At 73.4% G+C, this 15,022-nt stretch carries 16 protein-coding genes and 1 riboswitch; of the genes, 5 read left to right on the top strand and 11 right to left on the bottom strand.

Translation table 11 applies throughout. From position 1 onward, the window contains the following. Positions 1-89: 89 nt before the first annotated feature. From OIU81_RS30855 to ribD, 10 genes are all read right to left on the bottom strand, one after another. Positions 90-1,220 carry a hemolysin family protein gene (locus OIU81_RS30855; protein WP_329153087.1) on the bottom strand — a complete coding sequence of 377 codons (1,131 nt, stop codon included), beginning with the start codon at positions 1,218-1,220 and terminating at the stop codon, positions 90-92. Further along, positions 1,217-2,590, bottom strand: a complete 1,374-nt coding sequence (locus OIU81_RS30850) for a hemolysin family protein (RefSeq protein WP_329153086.1) — start codon at positions 2,588-2,590, stop codon at positions 1,217-1,219. Before OIU81_RS30850 ends, OIU81_RS30855 begins: the two co-directional genes overlap by 4 nt. Before the next feature lie 174 nt (positions 2,591-2,764). Continuing rightward, positions 2,765-3,217: a PH domain-containing protein gene (locus tag OIU81_RS30845; protein ID WP_329153084.1), complete on the bottom strand. Its 453-nt coding sequence runs from the start codon at positions 3,215-3,217 to the stop codon at positions 2,765-2,767. A 58-nt stretch (positions 3,218-3,275) separates the two neighbouring features. Further along, positions 3,276-4,124: an ATP phosphoribosyltransferase gene (hisG, locus tag OIU81_RS30840; RefSeq protein WP_329153081.1), complete on the bottom strand. Its 849-nt coding sequence runs from the start codon at positions 4,122-4,124 to the stop codon at positions 3,276-3,278. A gap of 51 nt (positions 4,125-4,175) precedes the next feature. Further along, positions 4,176-4,448 carry a phosphoribosyl-ATP diphosphatase gene (locus OIU81_RS30835; RefSeq protein WP_329153079.1) on the bottom strand — a complete coding sequence of 91 codons (273 nt, stop codon included), beginning with the start codon at positions 4,446-4,448 and terminating at the stop codon, positions 4,176-4,178. Between the two features lie 83 nt (positions 4,449-4,531). Further along, the gene (gene ribH, locus OIU81_RS30830) at positions 4,532-5,017 is read right to left on the bottom strand and encodes a 6,7-dimethyl-8-ribityllumazine synthase (RefSeq protein ID WP_189097096.1); all 486 of its coding nucleotides are present in this window, start codon (positions 5,015-5,017) and stop codon (positions 4,532-4,534) included. Positions 5,018-5,070: 53 nt separating this feature from the next. Next, on the bottom strand, positions 5,071-6,462 hold the full coding sequence (locus OIU81_RS30825; RefSeq protein WP_329153076.1) for a bifunctional 3,4-dihydroxy-2-butanone-4-phosphate synthase/GTP cyclohydrolase II: 1,392 nt from the start codon (positions 6,460-6,462) through the stop codon (positions 5,071-5,073). Next, on the bottom strand, positions 6,459-7,112 hold the full coding sequence (locus tag OIU81_RS30820; protein WP_329153074.1) for a nicotinamide mononucleotide transporter family protein: 654 nt from the start codon (positions 7,110-7,112) through the stop codon (positions 6,459-6,461). The genes OIU81_RS30825 and OIU81_RS30820 overlap by 4 nt, the downstream gene beginning before the upstream one ends. Continuing rightward, positions 7,109-7,762, bottom strand: coding sequence for a riboflavin synthase (locus tag OIU81_RS30815; protein WP_329153071.1), 654 nt, complete (start codon positions 7,760-7,762; stop codon positions 7,109-7,111). Before OIU81_RS30815 ends, OIU81_RS30820 begins: the two co-directional genes overlap by 4 nt. Position 7,763: 1 nt before the next feature. Then, positions 7,764-8,909: a bifunctional diaminohydroxyphosphoribosylaminopyrimidine deaminase/5-amino-6-(5-phosphoribosylamino)uracil reductase RibD gene (ribD, locus tag OIU81_RS30810; protein ID WP_329153070.1), complete on the bottom strand. Its 1,146-nt coding sequence runs from the start codon at positions 8,907-8,909 to the stop codon at positions 7,764-7,766. A 135-nt stretch (positions 8,910-9,044) separates the two neighbouring features. Further along, a riboswitch (FMN riboswitch) is annotated at positions 9,045-9,175 on the bottom strand. Positions 9,176-9,348: 173 nt separating this feature from the next. Here ribD and OIU81_RS30805 point away from each other — a divergent pair. Next, complete coding sequence (locus OIU81_RS30805) at positions 9,349-10,152, top strand: SDR family oxidoreductase (protein WP_329153068.1); 804 nt, start codon at positions 9,349-9,351, stop codon at positions 10,150-10,152. 97 nt (positions 10,153-10,249) lie between these two features. After that, complete coding sequence (locus tag OIU81_RS30800) at positions 10,250-11,473, top strand: MFS transporter (RefSeq protein ID WP_329153066.1); 1,224 nt, start codon at positions 10,250-10,252, stop codon at positions 11,471-11,473. A 57-nt stretch (positions 11,474-11,530) separates the two neighbouring features. Here the strand turns inward: OIU81_RS30800 and OIU81_RS30795 are convergent, their stop codons facing one another. Next, the gene (locus tag OIU81_RS30795; RefSeq protein ID WP_329153063.1) at positions 11,531-12,010 is read right to left on the bottom strand and encodes an acyl-CoA thioesterase; all 480 of its coding nucleotides are present in this window, start codon (positions 12,008-12,010) and stop codon (positions 11,531-11,533) included. Between the two features lie 310 nt (positions 12,011-12,320). Between OIU81_RS30795 and OIU81_RS30790 the strand changes: the two genes are divergently transcribed. From OIU81_RS30790 to OIU81_RS30780, 3 genes are all read left to right on the top strand, one after another. Then, positions 12,321-12,698, top strand: coding sequence for an SH3 domain-containing protein (locus OIU81_RS30790; protein ID WP_329153061.1), 378 nt, complete (start codon positions 12,321-12,323; stop codon positions 12,696-12,698). Positions 12,699-12,824: 126 nt separating this feature from the next. Next, positions 12,825-13,844, top strand: a complete 1,020-nt coding sequence (locus OIU81_RS30785; RefSeq protein ID WP_329153059.1) for a phage baseplate protein — start codon at positions 12,825-12,827, stop codon at positions 13,842-13,844. A 155-nt stretch (positions 13,845-13,999) separates the two neighbouring features. Next, positions 14,000-14,890 carry a helix-turn-helix domain-containing protein gene (locus OIU81_RS30780; RefSeq protein ID WP_329153057.1) on the top strand — a complete coding sequence of 297 codons (891 nt, stop codon included), beginning with the start codon at positions 14,000-14,002 and terminating at the stop codon, positions 14,888-14,890. The last annotated feature ends 132 nt before the right edge of the window (positions 14,891-15,022 follow it).

Genomic DNA, 15,022 nt, shown 5'->3' with positions numbered 1-15,022 from the left:
CCGCCGCCGGGCGCTGAGGCGGCGGCGCCCGGCGGCGGGGCGGTCACGGCGCGGTGTTCCGGCCGGTGCCTGGGCACCGGCCGGCGAACTCAGCCCGCCAGCGCCCGGTCCTCCGCCGGCAGCGACGCCTCCTCACGGGGTTCGGTGACCCGCTCCCCCGCGCCCCGCCGGCCGGCCCGGGCGGCCGGGGCCCGGTGGTGGGCCGGGTCGCGGACCTCGCCGACCAGCATCTCCAGGACATCCTCCAGCGCGACCAGTCCGAGCACCCGGCCGGTCGCATCGGCGACCGCCGCCAGATGGGAGGCGGCCCGGCGCATCGCGGTCAACGCGTCGTCCAGCGGCAGCTCGGCGCGCAGGGTGGTCATCGGATGCCAGACCCGCTGGGGCACCGCGCGGTCCCGTTCCTCCAGGTCGAGGACGTCCTTGACGTGCAGATAGCCCATGTACGCGCCGCCGGCCGCACACACCGGGAAGCGGGAGTAGCCGGTCCGTACGGTCAGTTCCTCCACCTGGCGCGGGGTCACGGTCGGTTCGACGGTCACCAGGGCCGCCCGGTCGAGGAGGACGTCCGTGACGGGGCGGCTGCCGAGCTCCAGGACATCGGAGAGCTGTTCCTGCTCCGCCGGGTCGAGCAGGCCCGCCTGGCCGGAGTCCTCCACGAGGTGGGTCAGCTGCTCGCTGGTGAAGACCGCCTCGACCTCGTCCTTCGGCTCCACCCGGAAGATCCGCAGCACCCCTCGGGCACAGGCCCCGAGCAGTGCGGTGACCGGGCGGCACAGCCGGGCGAAGGCGACGAGCCCCGGGCTGAACCACAGGGCGGTCCGCTCGGGCGCCGCCATCGCCAGGTTCTTGGGGACCATCTCGCCGATGACCAGGTGGAGGAAGACCACCAGGGCCAGGGCGATGACATAGCCGAGCGGGTGGACCAGCGCCGCCGGGAGGCGGACCGCCTCGAAGAGCGGCTCCAGGAGATGGGCGACGGTCGGCTCGGCGACCGCACCGAGCGTCAGGGAGCAGACGGTGATGCCGAACTGGGCGGCGGCCATCATCTGCGGAAGGTTCTCCAGGCCGTGCAGCACCTGCCGGGCGCGGGTGGAGCCCTGGGTCGCCAGGGGTTCGATCTGGCTGCGGCGTACGGAGACGAGCGCGAACTCGGCGCCGACGAAGAAGCCGTTGGCGAGCACGAGCAGGAGCGCGAAGAACAGCTGGGCCAGCGTCATCGGGCCACCTCCGCACCGACGGTGACGGGCTCACGGGGCGCCTCGGCGGCGGCGGGCAGGGTGACGGTCGCGGTCCGCACGATCCTTATCCGCTCGGCGCGGTGGTGCGACACCAGCCGCACCCGCAGCCGCCAGCCGTCGAGTTCCGCGATGTCGCCCGGGGCCGGGATCCGGCCGAGTATGTGCGCCACCAGTCCTGCCACCGTTTCGTACGGTCCTTCCGGGGCGTCCAGGCCGATCCGCCGCAGGGTGTCCACCCGGCAGCCGCCGTCGGCGTCCCAGGCGGGGCGGCCCTCCTCCGGCGGGGCCTGTCCGAGTTCGGGCAGGTCCACGCGGTCGTGCTCGTCACGGACCTCGCCGACGAGCTCCTCGATGATGTCCTCCAGGGTGACCACGCCGGCCGTGCCGCCGTACTCGTCGACGACCACCGCGATCGGCTGTTCGCTGCGCAGCCGCTCCAGCAGCGGCTGCACCGGGAGCGTTTCGGGCACCAGCAGCGGCGGCACCGCGATCCGTCCGGCCGGTATGCGCAGCCGGTCGTGCGTGGGGACGGCCAGGGCGTCCTTGAGGTGCACCATGCCGACGACCTCGTCGAGGCGGGTGCGGTAGACGGGGAAGCGGGAGAGTCCGGTGGCGCGGGTGAGGTTCACCACGTCCTCGGCGGTCGCGGACGCCTGGAGGGCGCTCACCCGTACGCGGGGGGTCATGACGTTCTCGGCCGTCAGATCGCCCAGCGAGAGGGTCCGGACGAACAGATCCGCGGTGTCCTGCTCCAGCGCGCCCGCGCGGGCGGAGTGGCGGGCGAGCGAGACCAGTTCGCCGGGGGTACGGGCGGAGGCCAGCTCGTCGGTCGGCTCCACGCCGAGGGCGCGCACCAGGCGGTTGGCGACGGTGTTCAGCAGGGTGATCACCGGGCGGAAGAAGCGGGAGAAGGCCCGCTGCGGGCCGGCGACGACCCGGGCGACGGGCAGCGGCTTGGAGACCGCCCAGTTCTTGGGCACCAGCTCGCCGATGACCATCTGGACGGCGGACGCCAGCAGCATGCCGACGACCACGGCGGTGCCGGGAACCGCGCCCCGGGGCAGGCCGGTGGCGAGCAGCGGCCCGGCCAGCAGCTGTGCCAGCGCGGGCTCGGCGAGCATACCGACCACCAAAGAGGTGATCGTGATGCCCAGTTGGGTGCCGGACAGCTGGAAGGAGAGTTCCCGCAGGGCGGAGACCACGGTGCGGGCGCGGCGGTCACCGTCGGCCGCGGCGCGTTCGGCGTCCGCCTTCTCGACGGTGATGAGTCCGAACTCGGCGGCGACGAAGAAACCGTTGGCCAGGATCAGGACGAGGGCCGCGGCGAGCAGCAGCACGGGGCCGGTCATGCCGCCTCCTCCGTGGTGTGCGGGGGTTGGGGAGGGGCGGCGCAGGTACTACAGGACGATCCGTCCATTGCCGGAGGGAGTCACTCCTCGGGTCGTGGTGAGCCCACCAAGGGGCAGGGCGCGTGCGGCGCCCCGGAGAACAGAGTAAACAGGGGGACCCCGATTAGGGCAGGCTCACCCGGCCGTGTGGCCGACAGCACCGTGCTCCTCGGCGAGGCCGCGCAGCGCACGGGCGTCGCGGATGGCCTGATCCCTGGCGATGCCCGGCTGGATGCCCATGGCGGGCAGGCTGGTGCCGTCGGCGAGGTCGAGATGGACCCAGGGGTCGCCGGCCCGGAGGTTGACCCGCAGGACCTGGGCCCAGGCCAGTTCGCGCTTCGTGGTGAGGTTGACGACCGTGACGCCCTCCTGCCGCGCCACCACCTTGGGGCGGCCGAGCAGCAGGAGGACGGCCAGCACCAGCAGTCCGGTGACCACGAAGCTGAGCCGTTCGCCGCCGGTCAGCTTCGGCAGCGCCAGCGCGATCGCCGTGAGGGCGGCCAGCTGGGCGATACCGATGGTGTACAGGACGGCCCGGGTGCGGGTCGGCCGGAAGGTCACCGGGAGGCTGGGCAGGGGCGCGGACACGTCGTGGGTCTTCCGTCGGGGGGTGAGGCGGGGCGTAGGGGTGATCAGTGACCGCGGGTCACAGCCGGCAGGCGTGGATACCGGTGGTCAGGATCGCACGGGCGCCGAGGTCGTAGAGCTCGTCCATGATGCGCTGGGCGTCCTTGGACGGGACCATGGAGCGGACCGCGACCCAGCCCTCGTGGTGCAGCGGGGAGACGGTCGGCGACTCCAGGCCGGGGGTGAGGCCGACGGCCTTCTCGACGTGCTCGACACGGATGTCGTAATCCATCATCACGTACCGGCGGGCCACCAGGACGCCCTGCATACGGCGCAGGAACTGGCGGACCTTCGGGTCGTCGTCCGGTGCGCCGGTGCCGCGGATGACCACGGCCTCGGACGTCAGGATCGGCTCGCCGATGATCTCCAGGCCGGCATTGCGCAGGGTGGTGCCGGTCTCCACGACATCCGCGATGATCTCGGCGACCCCGAGCTGGATGGCGGTCTCCACGGCGCCGTCGAGGTGGACGACGGAGGCCTCCACGCCGTTCTCGGCGAGGTGCTGGGTGACCAGTCCGGAGAACGAGGTGGCGACGGTCATGCCGCCGAACTCGCTGACGTCCTTGGCGGTCCCGGGACGGGTGGCGTAGCGGAACGTCGAGCCGGCGAAGCCGAGCTGGAGGATCTCCTCGGCCGGTGAGCCGGAGTCCAGCAGCAGATCACGGCCGGTGATGCCGATGTCGAGCTTGCCGGAGCCGACGTAGACGGCGATGTCGCGCGGCCGCAGGAAGAAGAACTCGACCTCGTTCTCCGCGTCGACCAGGACCAGTTCCCTGCGGTCCTTGCGCTGGCGGTAGCCGGCCTCATGGAGCATCGCCGACGCAGGCTCGGACAGTGAACCCTTGTTGGGGACAGCGATGCGCAGCATGAGAGCGAGTTCCTTTACAGCTGGGGGTGCGGGGAGAAGCGGGGGGCTGGATCAGAGGTGGGCGTAGACGTCGTCCAGGGAGATGCCCCTGGCGACCATCATGACCTGGAGGTGGTAGAGGAGCTGGGAGATCTCCTCGGCGGTGGCCTCGTCGGATTCGTACTCGGCGGCCATCCACACCTCGGCGGCCTCCTCGACGACCTTCTTGCCGATCGTATGGACACCGGCCTGCACCAGCTCGGCGGTGCGGGAGGTGGCGGGGTCGCCCGTGGCGGCCTTCTGCTGGAGCTCGGCGAAGAGCTCCTCGAACGTCTTCTTGGACATGATGGTGACTACCCTACGCGGTTGAATTACAGCGGCGCGCAGCGCCTCGGCTGAAGGGTGCGGGCGGGTGGCGGGCGGGCGGGTCAGCGCCAGGGCTCGGACACCGTGCGCAGGGTCGCGGCGGTGGCGACCGCGGCGGTGACCGCTTCGTGGCCCTTGTCCTCGACGGATCCCTCGAGGCCGGCCCGGTCCAGGGCCTGCTGCTCGGTGTCGCAGGTCAGCACGCCGAAGCCGACCGGTACGCCGGTGTCCACCGCGACCTGGGTCAGGCCCTGGGTGACGCCCTGACAGACGTAGTCGAAGTGCGGGGTGCCGCCCTTGATGACCACGCCGAGGGCGACCACCGCGTCATAGCCCCGGCCGGCCAGGACCTTGGCGACGACCGGCAGCTCGAAGGCGCCCGGCACCCGCAGCAGCGTCGGCTCGTCGATGCCCAGCTCGGTCAGGGCGCGCAGCGCGCCGTCGACCAAGCCGTCCATGATCCGCTCGTGCCATTGCGCCGCGATGACGGCCACCCGCAGGTCGCCACAGTTCTTCACGGTCAGTTCGGGTGCGCCCTTGCCGCTCACGGTTCTCCTCGTACGGGTGATGGGGTGGATGGGGGTGACGTGGTGCCGGGTGGTCAGTGGTTGTCGCAGGTGGTCGCGGCCACCGGGGGCATGGTGTCCGGCGCACCGGGGACCGGGGCCTCGCCCGCGTCGCCGGGTCCCTGCCGGGACGGGGCCGACGGCTCCGGGGAGGATCCGGGAGCGCCGCGCTCCAGCCAGGGCAGGTCGTGCCCCATCCGGTCCCGCTTGGTGCGCAGATACCGCAGATTGTGCTCGCCGGCCTGGACGGGCATCGGCTCGCGGCCGGTGACCCGCAGGCCGTGCCGCACCAGGGCGGCGGTCTTCTCGGGATTGTTGGTCATCAGGCGCAGCGAGCGCACCCCGAGGTCCTGGAGCATCTGCGCGCCGGCGGCGTAGTCGCGGGAGTCGGCGGGCAGCCCCAGTTCGAGGTTGGCGTCGAGGGTGTCGCGGCCGCGCTCCTGGAGTTCGTAGGCGCGCAGCTTGGACAACAGCCCGATGCCGCGCCCCTCGTGGCCGCGGAGGTAGATCACCACCCCGCGTCCGACCTCGCTGACCCGCTGGAGCGCGGCCTCCAGCTGGGGGCCGCAGTCGCAGCGCAGCGAGTGGAAGACATCGCCGGTCAGGCACTCGGAGTGGACCCGGACCAGAACGTCCTCGCCCTCGCCGAGATCGCCGGCGACCAGCGCGATGTGCTCGACGCCGTCGACGGTGGAACGGTAGCCGTGCGCGGTGAACTCACCGTGTGCGGTGGGCAGCCGGGTGGTGGCCTCGCGGCGGACGGTGGGCTCGGCGGACTGCCGGTAGGCGATCAGGTCCTCGATGGAGATGATCGACAGGCCGTGCTTGCGGGCGAACGGCACCAGTTCGGGCAGCCGCAGCATCGTGCCGTCCTCGCCCGCGATCTCCACGATCGCGGCGGCCGGGCGCAGGCCGGCCAGCCGGGCGAGGTCGACGCCGGCCTCGGTGTGGCCGTTGCGGACCAGCACCCCGCCGGGCCGGGCGCGCAGCGGGAAGATGTGGCCGGGCCGGACGAAGTCGCCGGCCTCGGACTCGCCGGAGGCCAGCAGCCGCAGGGTGGTGGCGCGGTCGGCGGCGGAGATGCCGGTGGACACGCCGTGCGCGGCGGTGGCGTCGACGGAGACGGTGAAGGCGGTGCGCATCGACTCGGTGTTGTGCTCGACCATCTGCGGGAGTTCCAGCCGGTCCAGCTCCGGGCCCTCCATGGGGGCGCAGATCAGTCCGCGGCACTCGCTCATCATGAAGGCGACGATCTCGGGGGTGGCCTTCTCCGCGGCGAGCACGAGGTCGCCCTCGTTCTCGCGGTTCTCGTCGTCCACGACGACCACGGGACGGCCGGCGGCGATATCGGCGATGGCCTGCTCGACGGGGTCGAGGGCCAGCGCCTCGCCGTCCTCGGTGTCGTACCAGCTCTGCAGTGCGGTCATGCCGCTGCTCCTTCCAGGACGGTGCGATCGGCGGCGCGCGAGCGCAGCCACCAGTCGCGCATGCCCCACCCGACGAGGGCGAGATAGACGACGTAGACGAGGCCGGAGAAGGCGAGGCCGCTGCTGAAGGCGAGCGGGACGCCGACGACGTCGACCAGCAGCCAGGCGCACCAGAACTCGACCAGGCCGCGTGCCTGGGCGACCATCGCGGTGAGCGTGCCGACGAAGATGTAGGCGTCCGGCCAGGGGTTCCAGGACAGTTGCGGGATCAGCGTGAACAGGGTGCCGACGGCCGCGGTGCCCACGGCGGTGCCGGCGAGCAGCACGGCGCGCTCGCGCCGGCCGGCGAAGCGCACGGCCACCGAGCCGTCCTGGGCCTGCCGGCGGCCGCGCTGCCACTGCCGCCAGCCCCACAACGCCACCCCGATGACCAGGAGTTGCTTGCCGACGCCACCGCTGAGGTGGGCGGAGGCGTAGGCGGCGACGAGGATGACGCCGGAGAGGAACTGGGCGGGCCAGGTCCAGATCGAGCGCCGCCAGCCGAGCGCCAGGGCGGCCAGACCGATGGTGTTGCCGATCATGTCCGACCAGATGACGTGCTGGCCGAAAGCGGTGAAGGCCTCGCCGTTCAGCGCGTCCAGGACGCTCACCGGTCCATCTCCTTGATCTCGTCGAGGTCCGTGAGGTCGGCGGCGGCCGTGCGGTCCGCGGAGCCGCGGCCCAGCAGCCGCTCGACGTACTTGGCCAGGACGTCGACCTCCAGGTTGACGGGGTCGCCGGCCTTCTTGAGGCCCAGGGTCGTCAGGGCGAGGGTGGTGGGGATGAGGCTGATGGTGAAGTAGTCGTCCGCGGCGTCGACCACGGTCAGGCTGACGCCGTCGACAGTGATGGAGCCCTTCTCGACGACATAGCGGGACAGCGTGGCCGGCAGCGCGACCTTGACGATCTCCCAGTGTTCGCCGGGGATGCGCTCGACGAGGGTGCCGGTGCCGTCGACATGGCCCTGGACGAGGTGGCCGCCGAGCCGTCCGCCGAGCGCCATGGGGCGTTCGAGGTTGACCCGCGAGCCGGCGGCCAGCGCGCCGAGGCTGGAGCGGTGCAGTGTCTCGGCCATCACATCGGCGGTGAATTCGCCGTCGGCGGTGTCCACGACGGTCAGACAGACGCCGTTGACGGCGATCGAGTCGCCGTGCTTGGCGTCCTCGGTGACGAGGGGGCCGCGCAGTCGGAAGCGGGAGGAGTCACCGAGGTTCTCGATGGCGACGACCTCACCCAGCTCTTCGACAATTCCGGTGAACACTTCAGTTCTCCTCGTGGAGGGCGTGGTGGACGGGCGTGGCGGTGACGCGCAGATCGGGGCCGAGTCGTTCGGTGCCGGTCACATCGAGCCGCAACGCCTGGGCGATGGTGGTGATTCCGGCGTCACCGAGGACGGCCGGTCCGGCGCCGAGCAGCACCGGTGCGAGATAGCCGACGACCTTGTCGACGGCCCGGGCGGCGAGAAAGGCCCCGGCGAGGGTGGGCCCGCCCTCCAGCAGGACGGAGCGCACCTCGCGCGCGTACAGGGCCTGGAGCAGGGCGGGGAGGTGCAGTCCGCGGCCGTCGGCAGCGCGCGGCAGCCGGATGATCGGGGCGAGGCCGTCGAGGTGGCCGGTGTCGGCGTCCTCGGCGACCGCGATGAGGGTGGGGGCGGTGCCGTCCAGGACGCGTGCGCCGGCCTTGACGGCGGTGGCGCCGGAGTCGACGACGACCCGCAGGGGCTGGCTGATCTCGTCGTCGGCGAGCCCGCTGATCCGGGCGCCGAGCTGCGGGTCGTCGGCGCGGGCGGTGCCGGAGCCGACGATCACGGCGTCCGCGGCGGCGCGCAGCCGGTGCACATCGGCGCGCGACTCGGGTGAGGTGATCCAGCGGCTGGTGCCGTCGGCGGCGGCGACCCGGCCGTCGAGGGTGGCGGCGTACTTCCACAGCACGAAGGGGCGGTGGCGCAGGACGGCGGTCAGCCAGGCCTCGTTGCCGGCGGCGGCCTCGTCGGCGAGCAGTCCGCCCTCGACGTCGAGGCCGGCGGCGGCCAGGGTGACGGCGCCGCCGGTGGCGGTCGGGTCGGGGTCGGCGACGGCGTAGACGACGCGGGCGATCCCGGCGTCGATCAGCGCCCGGGCGCAGGGGCCGGTGCGGCCGGTGTGGTTGCAGGGTTCGAGGGTGACCAGTGCGGTGCCGCCCCGGGCCCGCTCGCCGGCGGCGCGCAGGGCGTGGATCTCGGCGTGCGGCCCGCCGGCCCGGCGGTGCCAGCCCTCGCCCGCCGTACGGCCCTCGGAGTCCAGGACGACGCAGCCGACCACGGGGTTGGGGCTGGTGTGCCCGAGGCCGCGCGCGGCGAGCTCGATGGCTCGGCGCATCGCCGCGGTCTCGACGGGGGCTGCGGTGGCCACCGGGTCCTCCTGCCTCATCGGGCACGGACTCCGGGGCTGTCTGGACGACAGAAGCGGAAACGACGCCACGGCGACACCGCGGCCGGACATACACGGACCGTCCGGGAAAATGACCGGACGCGCCGTCGACGGCGGTGTACCGAAACTCGCCCGCCGCGCACTGCCTCCCATCCGGACTTTCACCGTCGGTGCAGGAATTTCACCTGCTCAACCGGCCGCTGGCTGCGGACGGGTCGCGGACTGTAACCGCCGGTTCGGAATTACACCGACCCCGGAGTGCGCTGCTGCTTTTATGTCAGTACAGCTTCAGTCTGCCATGCCCCGTCGTCGCCCATGCGGGCGAAGCCCTGTGGGCTGCCTCACAACGCTCGGCGCGCCGCCTGTCACAGAACGCACTCGTGTTCCGTCATAACGGGACAGCACACGTCCCCTTTCTCTCTGCGAGGACTGATCCGCGATGGCGACAATTCTGGTGACCGGCGGCACGGGCACACTCGGGCAGGTCCTGGTCGACCGGCTGCTCGGCGACGGTCATGACGTCCGGTCGCTGAGCAGACGGCCGCACACCGGAGCGGGGCGGCCGCGGCTGCACTCGCACGCGGTCGATCTGCGTGACGGCACGGGGCTGGCCGACGCGGTGGCGGGCGTGGACACGATCGTGCACTGCGCCTCGTCGCCGGCCGGCGGTGACGCGGAGGCGGCCGGGCGGCTCGTCCAGGCGGCGCGGGCGGCGGGGGTCGGGCATCTGGTGTACATCTCGATCGTCGGGGTGGACCGCATCCCGTTCGGCTACTACCGCACCAAGCTGGCCGTGGAGCGGCTGTTCGAGGACTCGGGCACCGGCTGGACGGTGCTGCGGACGACGCAGTTCCACCATCTTGTGCTCGGGGTGATCAAGGCGGGCGCCCGGTCGCCGGTGCTGCCGGTGCCGACCGGCGTGCGGGTGCAGCCGGTCGAGGTGCGCGAAGTGGCGGACCGGCTGGCCGGGTTGGCGTCCGGCGCACCGGCGGGCCGGGTCACGGACCTGGGCGGACCGGAGGTACTGGAGGCCCGGGACCTGGTGCGGACCACGCTGCGGGCGGGCGGGCGCCGCCGGATGCTGGTGCCGCTGTGGCTGCCGGGTGCCGGCGGTGCGGCGCTGCGCCGTGGCGAGAACCTCACGCCGCGGCACGCCGACGGGCGGCGGACCTACGCCGAGTTCCTCGCGGCACGCACGGGCGGGGCGGCGGACCGGCCCGAGGGGGCGGACAGCTCGTCCTGAGCCGCCTCCCGCCCGGCGCGCCGGCGGCGGCCGTGCCGGGGGTGCGGTCCGGGCCGGCGGGTGACGGTGCGTCCGGCGCGCGGATAATTTACCGCCCATGACCGCCATCGCTCCGCCCGAGCAGGGCCGCCCGCCCGGCGGACTGCGCCGCGCGCGCCGGGCCGTCGCCCTGGTGTTCCTCGTCCATGGCGCGGTCACCGGCAGCTTCGCCACCCGTATCCCCTGGATCCAGGAGCACACCGGTCTCGCTCCCGGCCGGCTCGGCCTGGCCCTCGCCTTCCCCGCGATCGGCGCCGCCCTGGCGATGCCACGGGCCGGCCGGATCAGCCACCGCTTCGGAGCCCGTACGGCGCTGCGCGGTCTGCTCGCGCTGTGGACCCTGTCGCTGGTGCTGCCCGCCCTCTCCTCCGGCCTGTATGCGCTGTGCCCTGCGCTGCTGGTGTACGGCGCGGCCTCGGGGATGGCGGATGTGGCGATGAACGCCCTGGGGGTGGAGACCGAGGACCGGCTCGGCCGGCCGATCATGTCGGGGCTGCACGGCATGTGGAGCGTCGGCGCGCTGCTCGGTTCGGCGGCCGGCACCGTCGCCGCGCACGCCGGGTGGGACGCCCGGCTCCATCTGGCCGGTGCCGCACTGATCTTGACCGTGTCCGGCGCGCTCGCCTGCCGGGGGGTCCTGGATCTGCGCAGCTCCCCCGGGGAGCATCCGCCGCCGCGCTTCGCGCTGCCGCCGCGGTCGGCGCTGGTCATCGGGGCCATCGGGTTCTGCGCCGTGTTCGCGGAGGGCGCCGGGCTGGACTGGTCGGCGGTCTACCTGTGCGACCGGCTGGGCACCGACGCCGGGCCGGCGGCCGCCTCGACCACCGCCTTCGCCTGCACGATGGCCGCCGCGCGGCTGGTGGGCGACAAGGTGGTGGCCCGCGTCGGTCCGGTGCGGACGGTGCGGGCCGGCGGGGTGCTGGCGGCGGCGGGCGGTCTGCTGATCGTCGCGGCCCGGCATCCGGCCGTGGCGCTGGGCGGGTTCGGGCTGCTGGGCCTGGGCATCGCGGTGGTGGTCCCGCTGGCCTTCGCGGCCGCCGGGCGCAGTGGTCCCGCGCCCAGCCAGGCCATCGCGGGCGTCGCCACCCTCACCTACACCTCCGGCCTGATCGCCCCGTCCGCGATCGGCGGCATCGCGCAGGCGACCTCGCTGACGGTGTCGTTCGTCCTCGTCACGGGGCTGGCCTGCGCGCTGGTGCCGGGGGCGCGGGTGCTGCGGGCGCCGCGCCGGGCGGCGTCCGGCGGTCCCCGCGCGGTGGCCGGCGAGCGGGAGCGGTCCTGAGCCCCGGGCCGCCGCGCCACCGTTCCGGCCGGTAACGAGGGGGCCGTCCCGGCCGGTTCAGGCCGCGTCCGCCTCCGCTGCCTCCGCCGGCCGGAGCAGGTCGGCGGCGACCGCACGGGCGCGGTCGGACCAGGGGGTGGGCCGCAGCGTCTGCGCGTCGACGCGGACCAGTACCCGGTGGCCCTGGGCGTGGGTCTGGGCGCCGTCGGCCGAGCAGAGGCGGAAGCCGTAGGTGAGGCCGGTGCGGCCGAGGCGTTCGACCCACAGATGTGCCGCATAGCGGCCGGGCCGGGTGACCGGACGCTCGTAGGAGACCCGCATCTCCTTGATGACGTTGCACATGTCCCCGGCGGCGGCCCAGTCACCGTCGAAGCCGAAGCCCCGGCCGTGCCAGAACTCCGCCCAGGCGCGCTCGACCAGCAGCGGGTAGCGGGAGTTGTGGAGCATGCCGAGCGCGTCGAGGTCGTCGAAGTGGACGGTGACGGGGACCAGTTCGCCGTACGGGGCGGTGGGGACCTGGAGGGGTTCGACGCTCACGGGTGGTGCTCCTGGGTGTTGATGCGCTTGCCGGCGCTGTTGAGGCGGAGGGTGCTGTGGGGCCCGTTGGGTGCCCGCTGGTGGACCCGGGTGGGGACCGCAGCCATCGTAAGCGGACGCTTAGCATGCGCGATGCGCCGGGCCCCGGCACTCCGCGGTCACGGCGCACCGCCCCCGCACCGACCGGGGAGCGGGCGGGCGTTCCACTTCCTCCCTGGGACGGCTGGGACACATCATCGCGTGTGCGGTCGGAAACGCTGAGTGACACAGGGGCACGCTCCGGTGCGCCTCACGTCACGAGGAGAGTCCGATGAATCGACGCATGCTGCGCAACGCCGTGGTCACCGCGGTCGCCGCCCTCGCCATGGTCCCGGCGGTGGCGGTCGCCGACTCCTGTCCGCACCCCGCGCACCTCGGCACGGCGGCGATGAGGCACACCCATACGCACGGCCGCGCGGTGACCCCGAACGGAATGGCCCTGAACGTCCGTTCCGGCCCGGGCACCGCCTACCGCGTGGTCGGCACGGTACGCGACGGCAGCGTCCGGGGCCTGGTGTGCAAGACCAATGGCACCAGGGTGCGGGGCACCACGCGCTGGTACGAGCTCACGCACCACCGGGGCTATGTCTCCGCGCACTACGTCCGCGCCTTCCGCACCCTCCCGTGGTGCCGGGTGACCAACGGCTGACGCCGCCGTCCGCAGTGACCCCGGGGATGAAGTGACCCGGGGATGACCCGTGGCTGCCCGCCCGTTCGGCATCGCGAGCGGGCGGGCAGCCGGTCCGATCCCTTGGAGCGCTTGATGGTCAGAAACATGCAGGGGCCGCGACCGGGACGCCGAGCGGTGCTCGGTCTCGGCGTGGGCGCGGTGGCCGCCGCCCTCGCGCCGGCGCAGTGGGCAGGGGCGGCGCAGTGGGCGAGGGCCGCGCGGGCGCCGGACCGGAGGCTGCCCGCCCTGTCGGCGCCGGGCCGGCAGTTCTTCGCCGGCCGGCTGCGGCACAGCACGGTGCTGCAGTCCTTCGCGGTCGACGAACGGCACGGCCACCTCTACGCGGTACAGGTGGTGGCGGGCGGGGTCCGGCTGCCGGGCGAGAAGGCGGCGGTGTCCCACGCGGAGCGCGCGCGGCGGGGTGATCTGTGTCTGAACCGGCTCACCCTGGGCGGCGCCGACGCCGGGCACATGTATCTGAAGGGGTTCGGCCACGGAGGCTCGATCGGGCTCGAGGACTCCACGGACGGCGTCACGCTGTGGACGGAGTGGGATGCCCACCCGTCGTCCGGCTACGGGCGCGGGGTGTGCCGCTTTCGCTTCGTGGCCGGGCAGGTGCTGGACCGCGGCAGCCACGAGCTCGGCACGTACCGCCCTGTCCCCGGCTCCACCAGCAATTCCCCGGCCCTGGATGTGACACACCGCCAACTGCTGCTGCGGTACAAGCGGAAGGGCATACCCCGGTTCGCCCTGTACGGCCTGGACGAGTTCCGCAACCGCTGGTTCGCTCCGCTGGCCGACTTCGCGCAGCCCGGCGCCGCGCTGGGGCTGCCTTTCCAGGGCATGGCCCTGTACGGCGATTACGCCTACCAGATCCTCGGCAGCGGCTACGGGGCGGGCAATCCGTCGTCCTCGGGCGGCAACACCCGGCTGTACCGCATGGATCTGCGGACCGGACGGGTGGTGTGGCAGCAGCTGGACCGCACGGCGCCGGGACTGTCGCCGCGGGAACCGGAGGGCCTGGCCGTGCTGCCGGGCAACGGCACACCGCGGCTGTGCCTGGGGTTCACCGAGGGTCCGGCAGGCAGGCGTGCCTTCCGCTTGTATGACAAAGCGCTCAGCTGACATGTGGTGTTCGGTGTGTGGAGGGTGTCGCCCGCTGCCACGCGTGGGTACACATTCCGCCATCCGGGAGGAAACAGGCACCGCCCCGGACCGCCGGACCGGGCCGCCGAAGCGCCCACCCCCGAGCGGAGGCGGGGTGGTGAGGGGAGGCGCACATGGTGTCCCGCTGGCGGCCGCTGCCCGACACGCTCGATACCGACGCCCAGCTCCTGGCCGAGGAGCTGCGCGCCCTCAAGGAGCGGACGGGGCTGAGCCTGGACGGCCTGTCCCGGAAGACCCCGTACAGCAAGTCCGCCTGGCACCGCTATCTCAACGGGGAGAAGCTGCCGCCGCGCGGCGCGGTCGTGGCGCTGGGTCAGGTGGCCGGCGCGGATCAGGAACCCCTGCTGCTGCTCCACGACGCCGCGTACCACGCCCGGACCGCGCCGCTGGCCGGGCCGCCCGCGCCGGCCACGGCTCCCGTCCCGGTGCAACGGTCCGGGCGTAGCCGCGGGATGGCGCGCGGCGCGGGGGTGTTGCGGCGCGCCGGCGCGCTGGTGGCACTGGCGGCGCTGGTGGCGCTGGTGGCGACCATGGGGGCGGCGGCCTCGATGGTGGAGATTCCCGCGAACGGCCCGCGCGCGGTGTGGGGCGCACCCGACGCGTGCCACGGACACAGGTGTCAGGGGCGGTATCCGAGGAGGTACGGCTGCAGTCGCGACGCGCGTGCGGAGAGCACCATCACGGACACCACCTACACCGTGCGGCTGCGGTTCAGCCCGTCGTGCGGCACGGTCTGGTCGGAGGTGCAGCCGCGCTCCGGCAGCGCGCAGAAGGTCTCGATCTGGGTCGGCCGGGACGCCCGGCTCACCTCCCATCCCAAGGGCCGTGAGGGGCTGGCCGTCAGCCCCATGCTCGCCACGACGGATCTGCGCAACGCGGTGGCGTGCGCGAAGGTGACGGACCGGGTGGCGTGCACCGGCGCCGTCGAGCTGACCAGCCCCGCCCGCCCCGGGAACGGCGATGACTTCCCCGGCCCCAACTTCCTGGAACGGGTGATGCGTTGAGCGCACCGGTCCACGCGACCGTCCGCCGCACACCTCGCTGACCGGGCGGACCACGCCGACCGCGCCACTGCCACCGCTGTCGCCACTGGCCGCGTTACCGCGCTGCGCGTCCGGTCCGCCGTACTGTTCCTT

The organism is Streptomyces sp. NBC_01454 (assembly GCF_036227565.1).
GTDB lineage: Bacteria > Actinomycetota > Actinomycetes > Streptomycetales > Streptomycetaceae > Streptomyces.
The sequence above is the reverse complement of the archived record's forward strand: the minus strand, read 5'-3'. Positions and strand labels throughout refer to the sequence as shown.

Excerpts from the sequence above, each read along its gene's own strand:
- OIU81_RS30800 (WP_329153066.1), top strand. The coding sequence starts at position 10,250 with ATGACCGCCATCGCTCCGCCCGAGCAGGGCCGCCCGCCCGGCGGACTG.
- ribD (WP_329153070.1), bottom strand. The coding sequence starts at position 8,909 with ATGAGGCAGGAGGACCCGGTGGCCACCGCAGCCCCCGTCGAGACCGCG.
- OIU81_RS30850 (WP_329153086.1), bottom strand. The coding sequence starts at position 2,590 with ATGACCGGCCCCGTGCTGCTGCTCGCCGCGGCCCTCGTCCTGATCCTG.
- OIU81_RS30805 (WP_329153068.1), top strand. The coding sequence starts at position 9,349 with ATGGCGACAATTCTGGTGACCGGCGGCACGGGCACACTCGGGCAGGTC.
- OIU81_RS30785 (WP_329153059.1), top strand. The coding sequence starts at position 12,825 with ATGCAGGGGCCGCGACCGGGACGCCGAGCGGTGCTCGGTCTCGGCGTG.
- OIU81_RS30825 (WP_329153076.1), bottom strand. The coding sequence starts at position 6,462 with ATGACCGCACTGCAGAGCTGGTACGACACCGAGGACGGCGAGGCGCTG.
- OIU81_RS30835 (WP_329153079.1), bottom strand. The coding sequence starts at position 4,448 with ATGTCCAAGAAGACGTTCGAGGAGCTCTTCGCCGAGCTCCAGCAGAAG.
- OIU81_RS30855 (WP_329153087.1), bottom strand. The coding sequence starts at position 1,220 with ATGACGCTGGCCCAGCTGTTCTTCGCGCTCCTGCTCGTGCTCGCCAAC.
- hisG (WP_329153081.1), bottom strand. The coding sequence starts at position 4,124 with ATGCTGCGCATCGCTGTCCCCAACAAGGGTTCACTGTCCGAGCCTGCG.
- OIU81_RS30780 (WP_329153057.1), top strand. The coding sequence starts at position 14,000 with ATGGTGTCCCGCTGGCGGCCGCTGCCCGACACGCTCGATACCGACGCC.
- OIU81_RS30790 (WP_329153061.1), top strand. The coding sequence starts at position 12,321 with ATGAATCGACGCATGCTGCGCAACGCCGTGGTCACCGCGGTCGCCGCC.